The organism is Aeromonas sp. sif0611 (genome assembly GCF_019218845.1).
GTDB classification, from domain to species: Bacteria; Pseudomonadota; Gammaproteobacteria; order Enterobacterales; family Aeromonadaceae; genus Aeromonas; species Aeromonas media.
In genome coordinates this window covers 348,551-366,199 of the sequence record NZ_JAHUWU010000003.1, presented here as the reverse complement: position 1 = coordinate 366,199, position 17,649 = coordinate 348,551, and the positions used below count along the sequence as shown (strand labels likewise).

The following is a 17,649-nucleotide window of genomic DNA, read 5'->3' as shown; positions in this document are numbered from 1 at the left end:
ATACCGCAACACCCCCTAGCCCTCTTCCCGCAGCGCCCGATAGAGGGTGGTGCGGCTGATGCCGAGGCGGCGCGCCGCCTCGCTCACGTTGCCGCCGCACTGGGACAGGGTCTGCTGCACCCGCAACCGGCTCTGTTCGCGCAAGGTGGTGGCGTCCCGGGGAGCCGGCATGGTGGCCACCTCGGGCAGATGCAGGTGGGCGAGGTCAATCCAGCCCTGCCCTTCCGCCAGCACGCAGGCCACCTCCAGCGTCTGCTTGAGCTGGCGCACGTTGCCGGGCAGCGGGTGGGTCAGCAGTTGCCGCTCAGCCTCCGCCGTCAGATGCAGGGCCGGGTCCATCTCCGCGAGCAACCGCTGGATCAACTCCTGGCGCTCGCGGGTCGGCCAGGCCCGTAGTGGCGCCAGCGGCTGGCGCCAGCCGCAGATGCGGTAATAGAGGTCTTCACGAAACCCGCCGCCCTGCACCATGGCCGCCAGATCCCGGTGGCTGGCGCTCACCAGCCAAAAGTCCACCGGCTCAGGTCTGTGGCTACCCACAGGGGTGACGGCACGCTCCTGCAATACCCGCAGCAGCCGAGTCTGGGCCGAGAGCGGCAGCTCGCCGATCTCATCCAGCATCAGGATGCCGCCGTGGGCGGCGCGCAGATAACCCTGACTGCCCTGGCTGCGGGCACCGCTGAAGGCGCCACCCACATAGCCAAACAGCTCGGCTTCCACCAGATCGGCGGGCAGGGCGCCGCAGTTGACACACACCAGGGGTTTGTCCCGCCGGCTCGATTGGCGGTGCAGGGCGCGCACCAGATGCTCCTTGCCACAGCCGGTCTCCCCCTCGATGAGCAGGGAGATGCCGCGCTCCAGCATCTTGAGGGGCACCCCGGCGGTGGCAGGCGGCGTTGCCGGCAGAGACTGGGTTTGAATCACCACAGGCTCGGGCACCAACCGCAGGCCACGGCGCTCGCGTAGCAGTTGCTTGCCATCGAAGGGGTGCTGGCCGAGCCAGAGCCGGCCAGCCCGGTTGGCCCCGAGCAGTTCGCCCCCCTCCCCCAGCAGCAGGCGGGCAGACCAGAGACTCTGAGGATCGAGATCCACCAGCCAGCCCGGCTGACGCGCCAGCAGGGCGTTCTCCAGCGTCATGGCCAAGAGCCGCACCGTGCCCAGCATGTCGCCATCGTGATGGGCCGCATCGGTGGAGATATCGAGCACCCCCAGCAGTTGCCCGTCCGGCCCGAGCAGGGGGCAGGCGCTGCAACTGAGGAAGCTGTGCTGGGCGAAGAAGTGCTGGTTGCCGAGCACCTGTACCTCGCTCTGCTCGGCGAGGGCGGTGCCGATGGCGTTGGTGCCCTTGCTCGCCTCCCCCCAGCGGGCGCCGCTGCGCAGGAAGATCCGCTCGGCGTGGCGGGCGAAGCCATCGTCACCGCTGGCGGCCAGGATGGCCCCCTCACCGTCGCACAGCAACAGGCGACAGGGTCTGCCCGCCAGCAACTGGGCAAATAGCGGCAGCACGAAGCGCTGGAAGCAGGTGATAAGGGTTCTGTGCTGCTCCTGGCGAGCCGACAGCTCCCCCTGGGGCAGCAAGTCCAGCTCGGCGCTCTGCTGGCGGAGCAGGCCCTGATGCAGGCAGCGCTGCCAGGAACGCAAGATGGGACTGGGACTGGATTGAGGTAACTCGCTCATCACGCCTCCTGTTCACAAAGGGCACAGTGTCACGGCCACTGTCCAGAAACGGCACAGTTTTATCGCCACCGCCGGGATCATTGGTTAATCAAGATACGCCGCCGCACCCCGTTTGATAACGTTTTTGTAACTTTTGCCTGCTGGTCAGACCCTCTGGCACGGCCCTTGCGATACAGAGAAGCAACCGGACTGCCCGCCAGGCCGGTCAGGACCACACACACATAAGGATGATGAGATGATTTATACCGCTCCCGGTCAGGCAGGTGCCCTGGTCAGCTTCAAGTCCCGTTACGACAACTTCATCGGTGGCGACTGGGTGGCGCCGCGCGCCGGCCGCTACTTCGAAAACATCTCGCCGGTGGATGGCCGGGTGTTCTGCGAGGTGGCCAGATCCGATGCCGCCGACATCGAGCTGGCGCTGGATGCCGCCCACAAGGCCTTTGCGAGCTGGAGCAAGACCAGCGTCACCGAGCGCAGCAACCTGCTGCTGCGCATTGCCGATCGCATCGAGCAGAACATCGAAGTGCTCGCCATCGCCGAGACCTGGGAGAACGGCAAGGCGGTGCGCGAGACCCTGGCCGCCGACCTGCCGCTGGTGGTGGATCACTTCCGCTACTTCGCCGGTTGCATCCGCGCTCAGGAGGGCTCCGCCGCCGAGCTGGATCAGCACACCGTCAGCTACCACTTCAAGGAGCCCATCGGCGTGGTCGGCCAGATCATTCCGTGGAACTTCCCCCTGCTGATGGCGGCCTGGAAGCTGGCCCCGGTGCTGGCGGCCGGCTGCTGCAGCGTGCTCAAGCCCGCCGAGCAGACCCCGGTCACCATCATGCTGATGATGGATCTCATCAAGGACATCCTGCCCCCCGGCGTGGTCAACGTGGTCAACGGCTTCGGCGCCGAGGCGGGTCAGGCGCTGGCCACCAGCGACAGGATCCAGAAGCTCGCCTTCACCGGCTCGACGGAAGTCGGCGCCCATATCCTGCGCTGCGCCGCCGACAAGCTGATCCCCTCCACCGTGGAGCTGGGCGGCAAGTCCCCCAACATCTACTTCGCCGACGTGATGCAGCACGAGAGCAGCTACATCGACAAGGCGGTGGAAGGCATGTTGATGACCTTCTTCAACCAGGGCGAGGTGTGCACCTGCCCCTCCCGCGCCCTGGTGCAGGAGAGCATCTACGACGACTTCATGGACCGAGTGCTGGCCCGCGCCCGCACCATAGTGCAGGGCAACCCCCTGGACACCGCTACCCAAGTCGGCGCCCAGGCGTCCCGCGAGCAGTTCGACAAGATCCTGAGCTACATGGAGATCGGCCGTGGCGAGGGGGCCAAGATGCTGATCGGCGGCGGCCCGGCCAAGGTGAGCGGGCTGGAAGGGGGCTTCTACATCCAGCCCACCATCTTCTCGGGCCAGAACAAGATGCGGGTGTTCCAGGAAGAGATCTTCGGGCCGGCGCTCGGGGTCACCACCTTCAAGGATGAGGCGGATGCGCTGGCGATTGCCAACGACACCCAGTATGGCCTGGGGGCGGGCCTGTGGACCCGGGACAGCAACCTGGCCTGGCGCATGGGGCGCGGCATCCAGGCCGGCCGGGTCTGGGTCAACTGCTACCACGCCTACCCGGCCCACGCCGCCTTTGGCGGCTACAAGAAGTCAGGGATAGGCCGCGAGACCCACAAGATGATGCTGGACCACTACCAGAACACCAAGAACCTGCTGGTGAGCCACGACATCAACCCGCTCGGCTTCTTCTAAGCCCATCCCGTGATTGACAAGGGCGCCCGTGGGCGCCCTCTCTTTTTCCACCGTGATCATCATCAGCCCCCTGGTTGGTCCAACTGCTGGCGATAGCGCTGGGGGGCGCCCCCCTGCTCGCGCTGGAACATGGCGATAAAGGCCGAGGTCGAGGCGTAGCCCAGACGCCAGGCGATCTCCTGTACCGGCATGTCGCCGCGCAGCCAGTCCAGCGCCTTGACCAGCCGCAGCCGGGTGCGCCACTGCCCGAGACTCATGCCCAGCTCCTTCTGGCAGCGCCGCGCCAGGGTACGCTCCGTGGTGTGCAGTACCCTGGCCCACTCGGCCAGGGTGCGGTTGTCCTCGGGGGCAGCCTGCAGCGCCGCCAGCAAGGGGGCGAGCAGGCGATCCCGACTCTGAGGCAGGTAGCTCGGCTGGCAGCGAGTGCGGGCCAGCTTCTCGATGAAGAGCTCACCCTGGCGCGCGTCCCACTCGTCTTCCATGTGACCGACACGGCGCTGGGTAAAGTCCTCCAACAGGGCGCGCAGCAAGGGGGTCAACGCCAGCAGCTGGGGTTCGCTTGGCAGGCGTGGGGCCAGGGCGTGGCTGACGTAGATGGAGGTGTAATCCAGGGTCTGCTCGTTGAAGGCACTGTGGGGCAGGTCCGCCGGCACCCAGATGAGGTAGTCCGGGGGCGCCACCAGCCGCTCTTCCCCGACCTCCACCACCATGACCCCCAGGCTGATGAGGCTGAGCTGGCCCCAGGGATGGGCGTGCTCGGCGCAGGCGTTGCCCCCCTGGATCTGGCTGTAGCGAAAGTAGAGGGGGTTGGGGTCGGCCAGCAGGCGATCCTGCTCGGCCAGGGTGAGGCTGCCCATGAAGATTGTCCCAAAGCGGTTATGACATGTCTTATTTACGCTACTTGCATCGTTCAAGACAAGGCTAGACTCTCGTCATCGAACCAAGGAGTCCCTATGCCTTTTCTCTTCCCCCTGCTCGCCATCCTGATCTGGGCCGCCAATACCGTGGTGGCCAAGGCCGCCGCCGGGGTGGTGGATCCCGCCGCCATCTCCTTCTACCGCTGGGTGATCGCAGCCCTCGCGCTCTCTCCCTTCTGCCTGCCTCCGCTGTGGCGCCGCAGGCGCGATCTCCGCCCCTTGCTTGGCAAGCTGCTGGTGCTCTCCCTGCTCGGCATGGTGCTCTACCAGTGCCTCGCCTACTACGCCGCCCACAGCACCTCCGCCACCAACATGGGGGTGATTGGCTCTTTAGTGCCTCTGCTTACCTTGCTAAATGGCGCCCTCTTCTTCGGCCAGCGCCCGGGCAGGCAGGCACTGCTCGGCATGAGCCTCTCCCTGTTCGGGGTGCTCTGGCTGCTGGGTCAGGGCAACCCCCTGGCGCTGCTGCACAGCGGCATCAATCCGGGGGATGGCATGATGCTGCTGGGTGCCGCCAGCTATGCGCTCTATGGCCTGCTGATCCGCCGCTGGCAACTGCCGTTCGGCCCCTGGCTCAACCTCTATGTGCAGATCCTGCTGGCGGTGCTGCTGCTGATCCCGGTGGCCCTCAATGCCGATTCCCTGGCGGTGCCCGCAGAAGGCTGGGGCCTGGTACTGTTCGCCGGCATCGCCTCCTCGCTCTTCGCCGCCTACTGCTGGATGCGCGGCCTCGCCACCCTGGGGGCGGAGCGCACCTCGGTATTCATGAACCTGATGCCGCTGTGCACGGCACTCATCGCCGTCATTACCATCGGGGAGCCCATCCACGGCTATCACCTGCTGGGGGGCGGCCTCATTCTGACTGGCGTCATGATCTCCCAGTTCAGGCCGAGGGTGCGTCCCGCCCTGGTGGAAAGGGCATAAGCCGGCACCATCAACCGTGTCCGTCAAAAAGGGAGCCGAGGCTCCCTTTTTGTTTGCAATGCTGTGGTCACGCCGCCTCAGCTGCTCCGGCGCCAGTGGTAGCGGCGCTCCGGCCGGCCACGCTGGCCGTAGTTGAGATCCACGTCCAGCTTGTCTTCGGACTCCAGAAACTCCAGGTAGCGGCGCGCCGTGGTGCGGCTAAGTGACAACCGCAGCGCCACCGTATCGGTGGAGAAGGCGGTGTCCGGCTCCCCCGCCAGCAGCTCCAGCACCTGGCGTAGGGTGATGGCGTCTATGCCCTTGGGGGTGTCGCGCACCTCCCGCGGCTGAATGCGCCCCTTGCCCATCAGGCGGTCGAGATCGCTCTGCTCCAGCAGGCCGCGTTCGCACAGACGGCGATGCAGGGTCAGGATCTCGTCCAGGCTCTGCTGGATGCGAAACAGCCGCAGCGGCTTGATGATGTAATCCTGCACCCCGAGATTCAGGGCCTGCTGTATGGTCTCCACGTCGCAGGAGGCGGTCACCATGACCACGAAAACCTCCCGATTGTGGCTGCGCAGCCGGTTCACCCACTCGAGGCCCGAGCCGTCGGGCAGGGAGATGTCCACCACCAGCAACTGGGGGTCGGTGGCGCGCATCATGAGATCGGCCTGGGCCAGGCTCTCGGCCCGCCCCAGCAGGGAGTAGCCCGGGGTCGAGGAAACCAGCTCGGCCAGGATGGCGCCGATCCGCTCGTCGTCCTCGATAACAAGAGTGAAAATTGGCTTCATGACTCACACCAATTGGTTTTTATTCAAATAGATACCGAACAGCGTCGTCTGCTCGGCGGTGCGGCGCCATTCTATCACACCCCCACGGCGGGCCACCGTCTTCTTGACCAGGAAGAGGCCGACCCCGTGATCCCCGGTCTGGCGGCTGACCCCATAGTCGAACAGGTGATCCGCCAGCGCCTCGTCCACCCCCTCGCCACTGTCCTCCACTTCGATCACCAGCCGACGCCCGAAGTCATCCACCGAGATGAGCACCCGGGGAGCGCATCGCTGGCGGTTTGCCCAGGCGGCCCGGATGCCGTTGTCCAGCAGGTTGCCGATGCAGGTGATGAGATCCGCCGACACCTCGGCCGGGTACTCCCCGAGTGCCGAGCCGGGATCCAGCACCAGCTCGACACCGAGCTCCCGCGCCCGGCTGAACTTGCCGAGGATGAGGCCAGCAACCGGCTTGTTCTCGATGGAGCGCAGCAAGTCCTGCAGCATGGTCTGACAGGCCTCGTTCTCCTGCTGGATGAGCTCCACCGCCTGATCCACGTGACCGAGCTGCAGCAGGCCGGAGAGGCTGCTCAGCTTGTTGGCAAACTCGTGGGTCTGAATGCGCAGCATCTCGGCATACTGGCGCAAGTGAGTCACCTGCATGCCGAGGCTGCCAGTGCCGTCCGGCCGGCTGAAGATCAGCATGCGACCGGGCTCACGACCGCTCAGCTCCTGCCAGTGGCCGACAAAGTCATCCCCCTGCACGGTGAAATTGACCCCCCCCTCCTGCTCCAGGATGGGGAGCAGGCTGGGGGCAAGCTCGGCCAGGGAGTGGCCCAGCAAGGCATGACGCCCGGTGCCCGGCAGCCGCAACTGATAGAAGGCCGCGCTGTTGAGCATCTTGATGCGATGGTTGGCGTCGAGGGCCACAATCCCCTCCGAGATCCCCTCCAGCACCAGATCCTGCTGGGCGAAGCGGTTGACTATGGTCTCCGGCTCCAGATCCAGCAGGGTGCGCCTCAGCCGGTGCTGCAACCAGAACGCCAGCAGCAGGCCACAACCCAGCACGGCGCCGATGGCGCTGATGAGCAGGGCGATCCGCTCCAGATAGGTACCCTCCACCGTCCGCATCAGGTAGCCCACCGCCACCGCGCCTATGGTGCGCCCGTCCGCCCCTATCACAGGCGAGAAGCAGCGGATGGCCGGGCCCAGGGTGCCCTCATCCCTGGAGCAGTAACTGCGCCGCTCGTGGATCGCCGGCCAGATGTCCTCGCCACGGAAGGTTGCACCGACCAGCTCGGGGGAAGGGTGACTCAGGCGGCGGGCATGCTCGTCGGTCACCACCATGTAGGCGGCATCGGTGCGGCTGCAGATCCCCTGCACATAGTCCCGCAGGCCGGGATCGCTGCCCTGCTGCAGGGCCTGCACCACCCGGGTATCCGCCGCCAGCACCCGGGCCAGATCGCTCCCCTTCTCCTCCAGGTTGCTCTCCAGCAGGTGGCGGATGAAGAGGGCGAGCAAGCCGCCCAGGATCAGGATCAGCAGCAGTGACAGCCCGAGGGAGAGAGTGACCAGTTGGTGGCGCAGTTTCATCGATTAACCTTGCAGCGTCAGGAGGCGGACCAATAGTGCGGGCGCCACCAGGTCTGGTCAATGAGCGGTGCGGGATCACCGGCAAAATCCGCCAACCCCTCCTCGCGGGCGGCCAGGGCCACGGCTCTGGCGACGGCACGGGCCACCTCCCCCACCTGATCGATGGGAGGCAGCAAGCGGCCGGTCTCCAGGGGATAGGCCCCGACCGCCCGCACCGCCGCCTGCAACATGCCATCGCTGATGCGCCGCGCCTTGACCGCGCAGGCCCCGAGGCCAATGCCCGGGAAGACATAGACGTTGTTGCACTGGGAGACCACCCGCGCCTCTTCCGCCACCATGACGGGAGCGAACGGGCTGCCGGTGGCGAGCAGGGCGCGCCCCTCGGTCGCCCGCCACACCTGCTCCGGCGTCGCCTCCGCACTGCGGGTCGGGTTGGAGAGCGGCAGGATCACCGGGCGCTCGCACACCTCCCCCATGGCCGTCAGCACAGCCTCATCGAACAGGCCCCCCTGGCCGCTCACCCCGATCAGCACCCCGGGGCGCAACCGGGCGATGAGCTCGGGCAGGGAGGTGCAGGCCTCCTGTGACGGACGGGCGAAGGGCTGCTGGGAGGGGGTCAGGTTGGCCCTGTCCAGGCAGACCAACCCGTCCTGATCGAACAGCTGCACCCGCTGTGGGCTGCCCGCCAGCCGGGCCAGCATGGCGGCGATCCCGCAGCCCGCCGAGCCAGCGCCGACGATGAGCACCGGGGTGTCGGCCAAGGTGCTGCCCGCCTGCTGCAAGCCCGCCAGCACGCAGGCGGAGGCGACCGCCGCCGTGCCCTGGATGTCGTCATTGAACATGCAGAGCTCATCCCGGTAGCGGGCCAGGAGGTTGGCGGCATGCTTGCCGGCAAAATCTTCAAACTGCAGCACCACCTCGGGCCAGCGCCGCCGGATGGCCGCCACCACCTTGTCCATGAAGTGGTAGTAGGTCTCGCCGTCGATGCGCGGGGCCTGCCAGCCGAGGTAGGAGTCATCCTCCAGCAGCGCCGGGTTGTTGGTGCCCACGTCCACGCACAGGGGCAGGGTGCGCGCCGGGTTGATGCCGCCGGCGGCGCTGTAGAGCGCCAGCTTGCCGATGCAGATCCCCATGCCGCCGATGCCGAGATCGCCAAGCCCCAGCACCCGCTCCCCGTCGGAGATGACGATGACGTCCACCTCCTGCTCCACCGCGGCGAAGATGTCGTCCAGCTCGTCCCTGTCGTGCCAGGAGAGGTAGAGGCCGTGGCTGCGCAGGTAGAGATCGCTGTGGCGCTGACAGGCCTCCCCCACCACTGGGGTGTAGATGATGGGCAAGAGCTCCGGCAGGTGGTGGCGCACCAGATCGTAAAACAGCACAGGGTTGTCCTCCTGCAACTGGCGCAGCAGCAGGTGTTGGTCGAAGGGACTCTGCATGGCCGAGACCAGGCGGTAGATGCGGCGGCGCTGCTGGGAGAGGGATTCCTCCTTGTGGGGCATGCGCCCCATCAGCCCCTGACGCTTGCGTTCGGCATAGGGCAGGCTGGTGCCCATCATGGTGTCGTTCATATCGGTTTCCTGTATCCAGTCGTCACGCGAACAGAGAGATGAGGGCGGTGGCCAGGATCAGCATCACGGCCCCGCCAAGGCGAGAGGAGATCTGGGCGAACGGCATCAGCTTCATGCGCTGGGCCGCCGACAGCACGGCCACGTCGCCGGTGCCCCCCATGTTGGCCATGCACAGGCCGCCGGTGATGGCCGCCTCGATGGGATAAAAACCTATCATGCGCCCCACCAGGGCCGCCCCCAGAGCGCCGCCCACCACTGTGGTCAACACCATGATGAAGTAGTTGACCGAGAAGGCGCCGATGAGCTCGGGGATGCTGGTGTAGGCCACCCCTATGCCCACCAGCAGGGAGGGGGTGAGGTTGCTCACCACGAACTGGTACCAGTCGGCCGCCGCCTGCTCGTAGCGGCGCGGCAATACACCACTCACCTTGATGAAGGCCACCGCCAGTATCATCAGGGCGAAGGGGTGCATGGGGATGAAGTTGCCGAGCAGGGAGCCCAGCACGAACATGCTGGAACTGATGAAAAGGCCCATACCCAGGCTCTGCAGGGTCGGCGCCTCGGCCTGCTCGTCGGCGACGCTCTGGCCACTCTCTTTCACCATCAGCCTGCCGTTGCCGGTCAGGGAGGGGTAGCGGCGACCAAGGCGCGCCAGCAGGGAGCCCACCAGTATGGCCAGGGTGTTGGCGATCACCACGGCGGGCACCATGCGCGACAGCAAGTCGGCGCTGGACATCTGCAAGGGACCGGAGAGGATCTCCACCAGCGGCACGGCGCCGGCGCCCATGCCGCCCCCCATGATGGGCAGACCGATGAGCAGCACCGCATTCTTGAAACCGTACCCCATCAGGGAGCCGACCAGGCCGACGCTCAGCAGCGCCAGCGCCACGCCTCCCAGGATCACCGGCAGGTAGCGCATGGCAGCGTTTTTCAGCAGGGCGCTGCTCATGCCGAACACGGAGCCGGTCACCAGGCTGGCGATGAAGAAGTTCAGAAAGCCTCCCTCCTTCATGAAGCGGGTGATCACCTCACCCGCCTCGGCCGGCAGGATTCGGTACTCGAACAGGGCGGCGCCGCCGAAGATGGCGAGTATGGTGCCACCCCCGAGGTATTCCCGGATGGGGGGGATGCGCTCGCCCAGCTCGCTCAGCAGGGTGCCGAGCACGAACATCAGCGCCAGGGCGCCGACCATGCCGAGTGGCAGGGAGCCGTTCCAGCCGGCGTAGAGGACGCAGGTGGCGAGCCCGAGGAAAATCATCATGGGCATGCCGGCGATCTGCTGGTCGCCCCAGGCGCTCTTCATCTGTACTTCAGGGGTAGAGAGGTTTTTCATTGTTATGCTCCAGCTTGTGGTGTGGCGCCACTCTACGTATCCCCTCCTCTGCTGTCGGTTAGCAGACCTGCAAAGCCATATAAAAACATTGAAACCTTAAGCACCATTCAGCCCCTCCGTGCCCCCCTCCCCCGCCGAAAACTGAACGTGACCTGCATCACACTATTTACTTAGCCTGCGAAATAAATATAATACTTCGCAAGCTAAGTAAATAAGGAGCCCGTCATGGGAAAGGATCTGGAAATGCTGCGCGAGCTCTCCCTCGCCGAACAGCTGGGACGGCTGCACCGGTTGTGGCGCACCGTGGCCGACCTCGAGCTGGCCCCCCTGGGACTCACCCACCCCCGCTGGACCGCGCTGTGGAAGCTGAGCCGCCTCGGTGGCCACCTCAGCCAGAAGACCCTGGCTGAGGCGCTGGAGATAGAGCTACCCTCGCTGATGCGCACCCTGGGCCAGCTGGAAGAGCAAGGCCTTATCGAACGCCACTGCTGCAGTCAGGACAAACGCGCCCGCATCGTCACCCTGACCCCGGCCGGCAAGGCGCTGCTCGACAAAATCGAGGATCGCATCATCGCCGTGCGCCGGGAGTTGCTCGCCGGCATCAGCCAGCAGGAGCTGACGCAGTTTGAAGAGATAGTGCACCGCATATCCGCCAACGCCCTCGGCAAGATTGGCGCCCAGCATGAAGAGAGAGAATAAGATGACCCCGGATCAACAATTCAAGCGCTGGATCAAATGGGCCATCGCCTGCTTCACCCTGGTGTTTGGCTACTTCCTGCTGGCCGACATCAAGATGCCCCTCACCCCCCAGGCCATGGCCACCCGGGTCGTCACCAAGATGGCGCCCCAGGTCAGCGGCAAGGTGACCGAGGTTGCGGTAGCGAACAACCAGCATGTCAAGCAGGGGGATCTGCTGTTCATCCTGGATCCAGCCCCCTTCGCGCTCGCGGTCGAACAAGCCCGCCTCGCCCTGGATCAGGCCGAACAGCAGAACCGCCAGCTCGATGCGACCCTCAATGCCTATGAGGCTGAGTACAGCTCCCTGCAGACCCAGGCGGCCCAGAAGCAGCGGGAAGCCGAGCGCATCGACGCCCTCTATCGCCGCCACATGGTGTCGGAGCAGCAGAAAGACGACGCCGACAGCGCCGCCCGCACCGCCCGTGCCAATCTGCTGGCCAGCCAGGCCCGGGTAGAACAGGCTCGCGTCAACCGGGGCCTGCCCGGTGACGACAACCTGCTGCTGCGCCAGGCGCGCAACCGCCTGGCCCAGGCCGAGCTCAACCTCACCTATAGCCAGATCCATGCAAGCCAGGATGGCATCATCACCAACCTGCAGCTCAAGCCGGGCAGCGTGGCCACGGCGGGCGCTCCCCTGCTGGCCCTGGTCTCCGAGCAGGTGGACGTGATCGCCGATTTTCGCGAGAAGAGCCTGCGCCACATCACCCCGGAAAGCCGGGCGCTGGTCGCCTTCGATGGCGAGCCAGGCCGCCTCTACCCGGCCCGGGTCGCCAGCCTGGATGCCGGGGTCAGTGCCGGCCAGTTCGATGCCAACGGTCTCCTGGCCAATCCCGTCGAATCCGATCGCTGGGTGCGCGATGCCCAACGGCTGCGCCTGCACCTGACCCTGGAGCAACTGCCCGCCCATCTGCCGGCCGGGGCTCGCGCCACCGTCCAGCTGCTGCCGGACAACGCCCTGACCGGGCTGCTGGCCCGCGGCCAGATACGCCTGCTCAGCCTGCTGCACTACATCTATTGAGATGACGACCATGAACCTGTGGCACAGACCCCTCACCGCCAACGAGCTGCGCCAGTGCCTGCGCATCGCCTTTGGCTGCACCCTGGGATTTGTGCTGTGCAAGATCTTCGGCTGGAGCAACGGGGTCTTCTTCACCGTCACCCCGGTGCTGCTGCTGGGGATGATCCCCGTGATGAACGGCCACGCCGCCCGCCAGCTCATCGCCTCCGCCGCTATGTGCGGGCTGGAAGTCGGGCTGCTTGGCGGCCTGTTCGGTGGCCATCCCGGCCTGATGCTGCCCATCGTCTTCCTGCTGTTTCTCTACCGCTTCGCCGCCATGTCCCGGGGCAGCCTCTTCCTGTTCGGCGCCAATGGCGTGCTCAGCCTCAGCATCATGCTGCACTTTGCCAGCTATCCCGAGACCGATCTGAACGATCTCATCTTCAGCAACCTCTGGGCCAGCGTCCTGTCGGTGCTCATCGCCTACCTGATGACGGCGCTGATCCCGGATGTGGAGGCGCGGCCCGCCCCCACCCCCTCTCCCAAGGCACCGCACCGGATGCGCCACGAGGCGCTGCTCGGCGCCAGCATTGCCACCCTGTCGTTCCTGGTGTTCCAGCTGTTCGATCTGCGGGACTCCATGTCCGCCCAGGCAACCACCCTGCTGGTGCTCTTCCCCATGCACTGGGACGGGGCCCTGAGCTACGCCCGCAAGCGCGCCATGGGCACCCTGCTGGGGGTAAGTTTCGGCATCCTGGGGCAACTGGTGCTCTATGACTGGTCCGGCTTGCTCTTGCTGGTGACCCCGCTGCTCTGGTTGGGAGCCATGCTGTTCAGCCATGCCCATGTGAAGGAGGCGAGCGGCTCCGGCGTTGGCTTCGGTGCCCTCACCACCCTCGGCATCCTGTTTGGCCAGTACCTGACGCCCGGCAACGATCTGGTGTTCAGCGCCCTGTACCGGGTCAGCAGCATACTGTTTGCCATCGTCGCCACCCTGCTGGCCTGCTACCTCATCCACCGCCTGCTCAACCGCTTCGAGGCGACCCGCTTCGGCCATTGATATCTCTTTTCTGTAGCCCAAGGACGGCACCCTTTCGCCCCGCTCGCCTGGCGGGGCGTTTTTTTGCCCGCTGACTGTGCAGGGTGACGGACGCATCCCGACGCAAGAGGGGGACACCGAGGTTGCAGTTGCCTCTCAGCCTGTTAGGCTCAAGGCCATATGACACCGATCAAAGGATGCGACATGAAACAGGCCAAGCTCTTTCTACTGGGGATAGGCACCCTGACCCTGCTCGGCGGCTGCGATCTGGGGGCCGGCAAGCTGGGGGTCACAGGGGGCGATCCCGTCACCTACCTGTGCGAACAGAACCAGAAGGTGCAGGTGCGCTACTTCTCCCTCTCGGACGAGAGCCTGAACTTCGTCAAGCTCGCCCTGCCCGATGGCAAGGATTACACCCTGCCCCAGGCGGTCTCCGCCTCCGGCGCCCGCTACACCGACGATCACGAGGTGGTCTGGTGGAACAAGGGGAAGGAAGGCTTCGTGGAGATGCGCGATGACGCCGGGGAGTGGCAGAGCCGCTACAACGACTGCAAGGAGCAATAAGCCCAGCAGGCAACAGCGCCCCCGCACAGTGACAAAGACCCCGGCCAAGGCCGGGGTCTTTGTCATCTCACTTCGACGTCATATCGGACCACCACCCGCACCGGGATGGCTTGTGGATTCTGCTCGGACACCCGATAACGCACCTGCGCCAGTCCAGAGATGGCGATGAGATCCAGCACGCCGGGTGGCTCGGATGACAGGACCTCGGGACTGAACAGATCGCCATTGGAATCGATGAGATAGCGAAGCGTCACACAGCCCTTCACCGGCCTCTCTTTGGGCAGTCCACCGACCGGATTGAAGTCGCCTATCTGCTCCACCTGAACCCAGTATCTGGGCAGGTCTTCCCAAACGATATCCACCGGAGGCTGATTCAGCTTGGCGGTGGGGCTGGCACATCCTCCCAACAGGACCAGGGTGGCCCACAGCAACAACAGCTTCAAACGCACTGACACTCCCTCTTCGTCAAACCGCTCGGCTCCTTGAACGGCCAGCCAGTGTCAGACAGTGAGGCTCATTCGGGAAGTCCCCATCTGGCGAGACACTCTCGTGGGCAATAAAAAGGCCAACCCTGGGGTTGGCCTTGTTCGCACGGGGATGGCTCAGGCGCGCTTGTCGCTGACCACCAGCCAGAGCGCGTGGACCATGCCGGGCAGACCGCCGAGCAGGGTCAGCACAATGTTGATGAAAAAGTGCAGGCTTAAGCCCACCTGGATAAAGGCACAGACCGGGGGCAAGAAGATGGCCAGCAGGATCTTGAGCAGATTGTTCATCTCATGGTTCCTCATGAAAGATGTCTCGTGATTCGGATGGGCTAACCATAAACATCCCTGGCCTCAACTGCAAACCACAGCGGACAGCTTTCGCGCCTTTCTCGCCCGGGATTGAGCCAGGGTTCAGCTGACGGAGGCCCGCGCCCCCATGTCATCCTGGGATCTACGGGTTGTGGCGATGATCATGCCAGCCGTTGGCAAGGGATCAGTCCCTTGTGCTCCCGCTCCCGCCAGGCGTTGAGATCGTGAATGATCTGGTTGCTGCTGCCGCGCCAGAGCAGGCCGGGATCTGCCAGCTCTTTTTCAAACTTGCCATCCACCAGCACATCCAGCAGGGCGACCAGCTCGCGCTGGGCCGGGCTGAGCTCGCCGAGCAGATAGCCGGTCCAGCACCAGATGTCCTTGCCCGGGCACTCGGCACGCACCCGCCGTACCAGCGCCAGCACCTGAGGTACGTTGGCGGGGTGGAGCGGATCGCCGCCCGAGAGCGACAGCCCCCGGCGCTTGATGCGGCTGTCGTTGAGATCCTGGATGACGCGATCGCTCATCGCCTGATCGAATGGCTTGCCGCCATCGAGCCGCCAGGTGCTCTGGTTGTAGCAACCCGGGCACTGGTGCTCGCAACCCGACACGAACAGGGTGGCGCGGGTACCGGGGCCGTTTATGACATCGACCGGATAGTATTGGTGGTAATGCATCGCTTGTTTCCTGCCTCCTTCATAGGGGTGCAAACGGTCGCCATCCCATGAAAATGGCCCCTTGCAACAGGGGCCAGCGCTTCATCGTTACCGCACTTACATATGCTTGACGCGGCGCTTCACCTCTTCCTGCTTGCCCGCATTGAAGGGGCGCGCATCCGGGCTGCCGAGGTAGCCGCACACCCGGCGGGTCACCGACACCTTGGCGGGGTCATGGTTGCCGCAGCGCGGGCAGGTGAAGCCCTTGGAGGTACATTCGAACTCGCCGGTGAAGCCGCAGTCGTAGCACTCGTCGATGGGGGTGTTGGTACCGTAGTAGGGCACCTTGTCATAGCTGTAGTCCCAGACGTTCTCGAGCGCCTCCAGGTTGTGCTGGATGTTGGGGTACTCGCCGTAGCAGATGAAGCCGCCGCTGGCGATGGGCGGATAGGGCGCCTCGAAGTCCAGCTTGTCGTACGGATTGACCTGTTTCTCCACGTCCAGGTGGAAGCTGTTGGTGTAGTACCCCTTGTCGGTCACCCCGGCCACCACGCCAAACTCCTTGGCATCGATGCGGCAGAAACGGGTGCAGAGGTTCTCGCTCGGAGTGGAGTAGAGGCTGAAGCCGTAACCTGTCTCCTCCTTCCACTCGTCGGTGGCCGCCTTGAGCCGCGCGATGATGGCGATGGCCTTCTGGCGCAGCACCTCGCTGTCAAACAGATGGGCATCGGTGCCGAACAGGGCGTTGATGGTCTCGTGCACCCCGATGTAACCCAGGGAAATGGAGGCACGGCCATGTTTGAAGATCTCGCTGACGTTGTCATCGGCCTTGAGGCGCACCCCGCAGGCCCCTTCCATGTAGAGGATGGGAGCGACCCGCGCCTTGACGCCGTCCAGTCGCTCGATGCGGTACATGAGCGCCGTCTTGGCCACCCGCAGGGCGGCATCCAGCTTGTCCCAGAAGTCCGCCTCGTCGCGGGATCTCAGGGCGATGCGCGGCAGGTTGAGGCTCACGACACCCAGGTTGTTGCGCCCTTCATGGATCAGTTCACCATTCTCTTCATAAGCGCCGAGGAAGGAACGACAGCCCATGGGAGTCTTGAAGGAGCCGGTCACCTTCACGACCTGGTCATGGTTGAGGATGTCCGGGTACATCCGCTTGGAGGCGCACTCCAGGGCCAACTGCTTGATGTCGTAGTTGGGATCCCCCGGCTTGTGATTGAGGCCATCCTTGATGGCGAACACCAGTTTCGGGAACACGGCGGTCTTCTTGTTCTTGCCAAGGCCGGCGATGCGGTTGCCGAGGATGGCACGCTGGATCATCCGCGACTCCCAGCTATCCCCCAGGCCAAAGCCGAAGGTGACGAAGGGGGTCTGACCGTTGGCGGTGTGCAGGGTGTTCACCTCGTACTCCAGGGACTGGAAGGCGTCGTGACACTCCTTCTCGGTGCGAGCCATGGCGTAGGCATCCACGTCGCCGATGCCCCACTCCTCGGCCACTTCCCGGTGCTTGTGCCAGCTGATGGTCACATAGGGAGCCAGCACCTCGTCGATGCGGTTGATGGTGGTGCCGCCATAGATGTGGCTCGCCACCTGGGCGATGATCTGGGCGGTGACCGCAGTGGCGGTGCTGATGGATTTTGGGGTGTCGATCTCCGCATTGCCCATCTTGAAGCCATGGGTCAGCATCCCCTGCAGATCGATCAGCATGCAGTTGAACATGGGGAAGAAAGGGGAGTAGTCGAGATCGTGGAAGTGCAGATCGCCGCTCTCGTGGGCCTGCACCACCTCGCGGGGCAGCATGTGGCTGATGGCGTAGTGCTTGGCGACGATACCCGCCAGCAGGTCGCGCTGGGTCGGGATCACCTTGGAGTCCTTGTTGGCGTTCTCGTTGAGCAGGGCCGCATTGGTCTGCTCCACCAGGCCTCGGATCTCCTGCGCCAGACGGCCGCGCGCCTCGCGAGCCTGATCCCGGTCGTGACGGTACTCGATGTAGGCGCGGGCGATGGCCTTGTCGTCGGACGCCATCAGGTGGTTCTCGACCCGGTTCTGGATCTCGTGGATGTCCACCTCGCCTCGCCCCTCCAGCTCCTGGCTGACGGCACCGGCGATGCGCTCGGCCAGCATAGGGTTGGCCTGATTGACCGCTTCCGCCGCCCGGCTTACCGCCTCGGCAATCAGCTGGCCATTGAATGGTGCACGACATCCATCGCGTTTGATCACTACCGGTTTCATCGATTTTCCCCGCGTTAAAGGCCTGGCTCTCGCCCTCGGCTCACCCTTGTTGAGTCCCCTTCTCCGCACCTGTCCCCGGCGCAAATAAATTCAGCCGAGGCGTGAGAAACCCGGGCTG

16 protein-coding genes are annotated in these 17,649 nt (G+C 65.0%); 6 read left to right on the top strand and 10 right to left on the bottom strand.

The window, feature by feature from the left end; translation table 11 throughout:
• Positions 1-15: 15 nt before the first annotated feature.
• Complete coding sequence (locus KW824_RS10875; RefSeq protein ID WP_218409772.1) at positions 16-1,674, bottom strand: sigma-54-dependent Fis family transcriptional regulator; 1,659 nt, start codon at positions 1,672-1,674, stop codon at positions 16-18.
• Positions 1,675-1,909: 235 nt separating this feature from the next.
• Between KW824_RS10875 and KW824_RS10870 the strand changes: the two genes are divergently transcribed.
• The gene (locus tag KW824_RS10870) at positions 1,910-3,427 is read left to right on the top strand and encodes an aldehyde dehydrogenase family protein (protein ID WP_043131070.1); all 1,518 of its coding nucleotides are present in this window, start codon (positions 1,910-1,912) and stop codon (positions 3,425-3,427) included.
• Positions 3,428-3,489: 62 nt separating this feature from the next.
• Here the strand turns inward: KW824_RS10870 and KW824_RS10865 are convergent, their stop codons facing one another.
• Positions 3,490-4,284 carry a helix-turn-helix transcriptional regulator gene (locus KW824_RS10865; RefSeq protein ID WP_043131067.1) on the bottom strand — a complete coding sequence of 265 codons (795 nt, stop codon included), beginning with the start codon at positions 4,282-4,284 and terminating at the stop codon, positions 3,490-3,492.
• A 96-nt stretch (positions 4,285-4,380) separates the two neighbouring features.
• Between KW824_RS10865 and KW824_RS10860 the strand changes: the two genes are divergently transcribed.
• Positions 4,381-5,268 (top strand): DMT family transporter, encoded by an 888-nt coding sequence (locus KW824_RS10860; RefSeq protein ID WP_043131064.1) that lies wholly within the window; start codon positions 4,381-4,383, stop codon positions 5,266-5,268.
• A gap of 77 nt (positions 5,269-5,345) precedes the next feature.
• Here KW824_RS10860 and KW824_RS10855 read toward each other — a convergent pair whose 3' ends face one another.
• From KW824_RS10855 to KW824_RS10840, 4 genes are read right to left on the bottom strand one after another with little or no spacing between them, the layout of a single operon-like run.
• A complete protein-coding gene (locus KW824_RS10855; protein WP_043131060.1) occupies positions 5,346-6,038 on the bottom strand; it encodes a response regulator in 693 nt (230 codons plus the stop codon).
• Between the two features lie 3 nt (positions 6,039-6,041).
• The gene (locus KW824_RS10850; protein ID WP_043131058.1) at positions 6,042-7,607 is read right to left on the bottom strand and encodes a sensor histidine kinase; all 1,566 of its coding nucleotides are present in this window, start codon (positions 7,605-7,607) and stop codon (positions 6,042-6,044) included.
• A gap of 17 nt (positions 7,608-7,624) precedes the next feature.
• Positions 7,625-9,175 carry an oxaloacetate-decarboxylating malate dehydrogenase gene (gene maeA / locus KW824_RS10845; RefSeq protein ID WP_218409771.1) on the bottom strand — a complete coding sequence of 517 codons (1,551 nt, stop codon included), beginning with the start codon at positions 9,173-9,175 and terminating at the stop codon, positions 7,625-7,627.
• A 22-nt stretch (positions 9,176-9,197) separates the two neighbouring features.
• Positions 9,198-10,508 (bottom strand): 2-hydroxycarboxylate transporter family protein, encoded by a 1,311-nt coding sequence (locus KW824_RS10840; RefSeq protein WP_043131053.1) that lies wholly within the window; start codon positions 10,506-10,508, stop codon positions 9,198-9,200.
• Between the two features lie 225 nt (positions 10,509-10,733).
• Between KW824_RS10840 and slyA the strand changes: the two genes are divergently transcribed.
• The 4 genes from slyA to KW824_RS10820 all read left to right on the top strand — a co-directional run bounded on the left by slyA (position 10,734) and on the right by KW824_RS10820 (position 13,846).
• A complete protein-coding gene (slyA, locus tag KW824_RS10835) occupies positions 10,734-11,207 on the top strand; it encodes a transcriptional regulator SlyA (RefSeq protein ID WP_005324722.1) in 474 nt (157 codons plus the stop codon).
• Position 11,208: 1 nt separating this feature from the next.
• Positions 11,209-12,264, top strand: coding sequence for an HlyD family secretion protein (locus KW824_RS10830; protein ID WP_218409770.1), 1,056 nt, complete (start codon positions 11,209-11,211; stop codon positions 12,262-12,264).
• Positions 12,265-12,274: 10 nt separating this feature from the next.
• Positions 12,275-13,303 carry a DUF2955 domain-containing protein gene (locus KW824_RS10825; RefSeq protein WP_041207055.1) on the top strand — a complete coding sequence of 343 codons (1,029 nt, stop codon included), beginning with the start codon at positions 12,275-12,277 and terminating at the stop codon, positions 13,301-13,303.
• Between the two features lie 183 nt (positions 13,304-13,486).
• Positions 13,487-13,846 carry an MliC family protein gene (locus tag KW824_RS10820; RefSeq protein ID WP_005324730.1) on the top strand — a complete coding sequence of 120 codons (360 nt, stop codon included), beginning with the start codon at positions 13,487-13,489 and terminating at the stop codon, positions 13,844-13,846.
• Between the two features lie 62 nt (positions 13,847-13,908).
• Here the strand turns inward: KW824_RS10820 and KW824_RS10815 are convergent, their stop codons facing one another.
• The 4 genes from KW824_RS10815 to nrdD form a co-directional block, all read right to left on the bottom strand.
• Positions 13,909-14,301 carry an energy transducer TonB gene (locus KW824_RS10815; RefSeq protein WP_371316616.1) on the bottom strand — a complete coding sequence of 131 codons (393 nt, stop codon included), beginning with the start codon at positions 14,299-14,301 and terminating at the stop codon, positions 13,909-13,911.
• A gap of 147 nt (positions 14,302-14,448) precedes the next feature.
• Entirely contained in the window at positions 14,449-14,619 is a 171-nt protein-coding gene (locus KW824_RS10810) for a YqaE/Pmp3 family membrane protein (RefSeq protein ID WP_025327864.1), read from the bottom strand.
• Between the two features lie 182 nt (positions 14,620-14,801).
• Entirely contained in the window at positions 14,802-15,317 is a 516-nt protein-coding gene (nrdG, locus tag KW824_RS10805; RefSeq protein ID WP_218409769.1) for an anaerobic ribonucleoside-triphosphate reductase-activating protein, read from the bottom strand.
• A gap of 96 nt (positions 15,318-15,413) precedes the next feature.
• Entirely contained in the window at positions 15,414-17,531 is a 2,118-nt protein-coding gene (gene nrdD / locus KW824_RS10800) for an anaerobic ribonucleoside-triphosphate reductase (protein WP_041206235.1), read from the bottom strand.
• Positions 17,532-17,649: the final 118 nt, after the last annotated feature.

What these genes read in the sequence shown, in the direction of transcription:
- KW824_RS10875 (WP_218409772.1), bottom strand. Translation starts at nt 1,674, where the DNA reads ATGAGCGAGTTACCTCAATCCAGTCCCAGTCCCATCTTGCGTTCCTGG.
- KW824_RS10870 (WP_043131070.1), top strand. Translation starts at nt 1,910, where the DNA reads ATGATTTATACCGCTCCCGGTCAGGCAGGTGCCCTGGTCAGCTTCAAG.
- KW824_RS10865 (WP_043131067.1), bottom strand. Translation starts at nt 4,284, where the DNA reads ATGGGCAGCCTCACCCTGGCCGAGCAGGATCGCCTGCTGGCCGACCCC.
- KW824_RS10860 (WP_043131064.1), top strand. Translation starts at nt 4,381, where the DNA reads ATGCCTTTTCTCTTCCCCCTGCTCGCCATCCTGATCTGGGCCGCCAAT.
- KW824_RS10855 (WP_043131060.1), bottom strand. Translation starts at nt 6,038, where the DNA reads ATGAAGCCAATTTTCACTCTTGTTATCGAGGACGACGAGCGGATCGGC.
- KW824_RS10850 (WP_043131058.1), bottom strand. Translation starts at nt 7,607, where the DNA reads ATGAAACTGCGCCACCAACTGGTCACTCTCTCCCTCGGGCTGTCACTG.
- maeA (WP_218409771.1), bottom strand. Translation starts at nt 9,175, where the DNA reads ATGAACGACACCATGATGGGCACCAGCCTGCCCTATGCCGAACGCAAG.
- KW824_RS10840 (WP_043131053.1), bottom strand. Translation starts at nt 10,508, where the DNA reads ATGAAAAACCTCTCTACCCCTGAAGTACAGATGAAGAGCGCCTGGGGC.
- slyA (WP_005324722.1), top strand. Translation starts at nt 10,734, where the DNA reads ATGGGAAAGGATCTGGAAATGCTGCGCGAGCTCTCCCTCGCCGAACAG.
- KW824_RS10830 (WP_218409770.1), top strand. Translation starts at nt 11,209, where the DNA reads ATGACCCCGGATCAACAATTCAAGCGCTGGATCAAATGGGCCATCGCC.
- KW824_RS10825 (WP_041207055.1), top strand. Translation starts at nt 12,275, where the DNA reads ATGAACCTGTGGCACAGACCCCTCACCGCCAACGAGCTGCGCCAGTGC.
- KW824_RS10820 (WP_005324730.1), top strand. Translation starts at nt 13,487, where the DNA reads ATGAAACAGGCCAAGCTCTTTCTACTGGGGATAGGCACCCTGACCCTG.
- KW824_RS10810 (WP_025327864.1), bottom strand. Translation starts at nt 14,619, where the DNA reads ATGAACAATCTGCTCAAGATCCTGCTGGCCATCTTCTTGCCCCCGGTC.
- nrdG (WP_218409769.1), bottom strand. Translation starts at nt 15,317, where the DNA reads ATGCATTACCACCAATACTATCCGGTCGATGTCATAAACGGCCCCGGT.
- nrdD (WP_041206235.1), bottom strand. Translation starts at nt 17,531, where the DNA reads ATGAAACCGGTAGTGATCAAACGCGATGGATGTCGTGCACCATTCAAT.